The sequence below is a fragment of the Cyanobacteria bacterium GSL.Bin1 genome (assembly GCA_009909085.1).
Lineage (GTDB): Bacteria > Cyanobacteriota > Cyanobacteriia > Cyanobacteriales > Rubidibacteraceae > Halothece.
In genome coordinates, this window is sequence record JAAANX010000001.1 from 1 (window position 1) to 3,501 (window position 3,501).

The window sequence follows — 3,501 nt, forward strand, 5'->3', positions numbered from 1 at the left end:
CTAGAGAAACATCTGGAAGTGTTTACTCGCTAACCGCTCATGGCTCTATTCGCAGCTACGGGGAGGTTATCTCTCCCCAATCCCCCACCTCACGAAGTAGGTGGGGGTCATTGAATTTTTAAATACTCTTCTATTTTCTCTCTAAATGCTTCTCTACTTTTTTCATTTCTTTTTGACTCTAGGCTATATTTTGCCCAGAGGTAAACGTACTTTTTTTTGCTTTAGTATTCTCCTAACTTGAGAACCACTTAGTTTAATTCCTGTTTCTTCTTCTAGATAAGTTGCTAATCTTTGGGCGGTCCATCTGCCAAATTCATATCCCAGTTCTGATGGCTCTTTTTCTACTGTTGCTAGTAGAATTTCGATATATTGATCTGTAACTTTCTGATAGTTCCCTTTCATTCTTTCATCTTTTAGGGTTTCTAGATCATCGGGATCTCCATGCACGCACCAGTAAGATACTTTATTTTTTGAGCAACCTAGAAACTTCGCAATCTCTTGTTGCGTTTTTCCGTCATTGAGCTCCGACCCTAGCGCGATTGTATCGCGCATAGGAAAGCGGAGCTTGAGCAACAACAGCATCAAGATTCTTTCTCGAATTTCTCCATTTTCTTCTTTCTTTAAGGCTTTTTGGAGCTTTTCTTGTTGCTCAGGCTTTAGGAAGTTTTTCGCTGGCATCTCTCCCCTCATTTTACCGATATTTAACTCTTAATAATACCCTATTTAGATGACGAACAGCTTAGTGATGCCCACAGTTTTCTAGCACCGACGCGATCGCGCGAACCAATATGTACACCAACAATTTCTTTAGTCAAGCGATCAATCGCTAACCAAATCCACTCTTTCTGTTGCTTTAAACCTACAAATGACCACATTTCATCGATTTCTAAAATTAACTTACCTCTTTGTCTTGATTGCTTCTTACATTCGGAGGAAACCTCCGAATTAAGCACTCGCTTTTTTGACTAATTTTAGCTTGTTTAGGGATTAAATAATATTTCTGATTAACGTAATGTTGTAGCCAACGTTCAGATACACCACTTACTCGCGCGATCACAGCTAATGATAAGCGTTCTTTTAATAATTTATCAATCCAATCACGAGTTTCCTGAGAAATTGGTTGACGAGAAGAATTGTTAACAAATTGCCGACCACAATCCTGGCAACGGAAACGTTGTTTTCCGTAGTGAGTATGTCCATTTTTAACAAATTTAGAAGAGTGACAGTTCGGGCAACTCATTATTAATCTTTTGATTAATTTAGCTTTCTTAAATATTCTATCATTACTATTCACTACTACCAACTAGACTTCGATAGACATTCACGGTTGCCTCAACCATTTTGTCTACACTTAATTTTTCAGCAGCGACCATCCCCTGATCGCTCAAAGTTCTGGCTAAATTTGGCGTATTCAAAAGCCTCATCATAGCTTTAGCGAGCTTTTCACTATCAGCAGGAGGTACCAGCAAACCTGTCTGACTGTCAGCAATTAATTCACTCGGTCCGTCTGCCGCGGCTGCTATCACTGGAGTTCCTAAAAGCATTGCTTCCAGCAAAACTAAGCCGAACCCTTCACTAAGAGCAGGATGAACGATTGCTGAAGCCTCACGATAAAGAGAACTCAGATCTTCCTCGCTAACGTATCCTAAGAATTTGACTTGCTTTTGGATGTCGAAACTCTCAACACGAGCTAAGAGTTCTTGCATATAATTTTCCTGTTGCTTACCATTTGGTTTACCAGTTATGACAAAGATTGTATTGGGATGTTTTTTGAGTACCAAGGGAACTGCATCAAGTAAGTAACGGTGACCTTTATGTTCTTGCATCCGAGTAACTGTTAAGAACATAGGATCTGGTGGTAAGTTATGTTTGGCTCTAATATCAAATTGATGAGGGATATTGCGCAAATGGTCAGGATTAATACAGGAAGGAGCAATTACTGAGTTAGGCAGTCTATGAAGTTCTGGATAGCCACTCTTGACCTTATTAGTAGTAAAAATTATGTGAGCTGCTGGTATTCTTTTCAATAACTTATCAACCCAATCAAAATGATATGGATAGTCATGCAGATGCCACACTTCAGGAACTTTAGCAAATTGGGATGCTAAACCGCTGTATGCATGACCGGTATGGTTAGAATGAATTAATTTGACGTCAGTATTTTTAACTACCTTAAATAGCCATTCTATTCCTTCCCATACAGTTTTAATTTGCCGATAACGGTGAGGTTTAAACTCATAAACTTCTGCCCCTTTTTGCTTGGCTAGCTCTGCTATTGGACCAGGTCGCATACAGGCTAAAATGGCTTCTATCTGCCATTTTGGCAAATGTTCTATCAAGCTAAGAAATACTTTTTCAGCTCCACCCAACTCTCCAACTGGAGAAACAAACAGAATTTTTAATGACATAATTCGCTAATATTAAGTTTTTACTCGGCTAAGATCATACCTCACTCCTTCACCTTAGGAATGAGTTAACATTAGACAAAATTTCTGTGTTATGTCTATGTATAAATAATTTTGTATAGGTGCTTAACAGCTTGTCTAATTTTTAGTAATATTTATTGATGATAAAGAATTTGATTTAATCGGACGCTCGTTTTGGTAGTACTTTTGACCCGCCATTCCTATTCCTGTAAGGGCCCATAAAAGTGCAGCCCCAACTCCTGACATTGGGTTACCCATCGGCAATATTGCTAAAATACTGATGACAATCGAACGTACAGTGCAGATAAATTGATCGAAACGAGTTTCATGATTTTTGAACAAACTCAATAGTATAAGGATAAATCCCCCCCAATAAAGAATAACTCCTATCCAACCGAGTGTAAATAACATTGACAGAATACCGCTATTCCCAATTCCACCTCCCATCCCATTACCTACAAAATTGAAGAGTGCCTTGGTAAGATGAGCAGCATAAATTGACTGTCTGGCTTGAAAGCTTCCATCTTCTTCTAAATCAGAGAAAGTTCCAAAACGAGAACTTATTCGATCAGAAAATTGTTCAATGTTTATCAATGCAACTACACCAAGTGTCATAACTGTAAAAGTTATGATTAGCAACATTTGATATTTTGGTTTCAGGGAAGTCCAAAGAAAAAGTAAGCCGATAAAAAAAGCGAACCAAGAAGTGCGGACTCTTGTAAGGAGCATGGCTAAGTATCCAATTGGAACCACAAAAAAGTTTAAGGAGCCTTTCAAAGAACTTGCATTGTTTAATAACAACAATATACCTGCCATCATAAATAGTGCAAAGGGACCTCGGGAGTTCATCGTACTGTGGACATTCATAAGAAAAGGTTCAGGAGTTCCTGCACTAGCCATTTCCGATTCAATGACCCCCACCTACTTCGTGAGGTGGGGGATTGGGGAGAGATCACCTCCCCGTAGCTGCGAATAGAGCCATGAGCGGTTAGCGAGTAAACACTTCCAGATGTTTCTCTAGTTTGGATTAGATGTAAGAGGGCGGAATCTCGCCCAACTGGGTTAGTCCAGGACA

4 protein-coding genes and 1 pseudogene are annotated in these 3,501 nt (G+C 39.3%); all 5 read right to left on the bottom strand.

Features of this window, described 5'->3' with window-relative positions; genetic code table 11:
* Nucleotides 1-110 precede the first annotated feature (110 nt).
* The 5 genes and pseudogenes from GVY04_00005 to GVY04_00025 all read right to left on the bottom strand — a co-directional run bounded on the left by GVY04_00005 (nt 111) and on the right by GVY04_00025 (nt 3,326).
* Nucleotides 111-678, bottom strand: a pseudogene (locus tag GVY04_00005) (IS630 family transposase).
* Nucleotides 679-719: 41 nt separating this feature from the next.
* Nucleotides 720-875 carry a hypothetical protein gene (locus tag GVY04_00010; protein NBD14565.1) on the bottom strand — a complete coding sequence of 52 codons (156 nt, stop codon included), beginning with the start codon at nt 873-875 and terminating at the stop codon, nt 720-722.
* Nucleotides 876-892: 17 nt separating this feature from the next.
* Nucleotides 893-1,240 carry a hypothetical protein gene (locus GVY04_00015; GenBank protein NBD14566.1) on the bottom strand — a complete coding sequence of 116 codons (348 nt, stop codon included), beginning with the start codon at nt 1,238-1,240 and terminating at the stop codon, nt 893-895.
* Between the two features lie 46 nt (nt 1,241-1,286).
* Entirely contained in the window at nt 1,287-2,408 is a 1,122-nt protein-coding gene (locus GVY04_00020; GenBank protein ID NBD14567.1) for a glycosyltransferase, read from the bottom strand.
* A 135-nt stretch (nt 2,409-2,543) separates the two neighbouring features.
* The gene (locus tag GVY04_00025; GenBank protein ID NBD14568.1) at nt 2,544-3,326 is read right to left on the bottom strand and encodes a hypothetical protein; all 783 of its coding nucleotides are present in this window, start codon (nt 3,324-3,326) and stop codon (nt 2,544-2,546) included.
* Between the last annotated feature and the right edge of the window lie 175 nt (nt 3,327-3,501).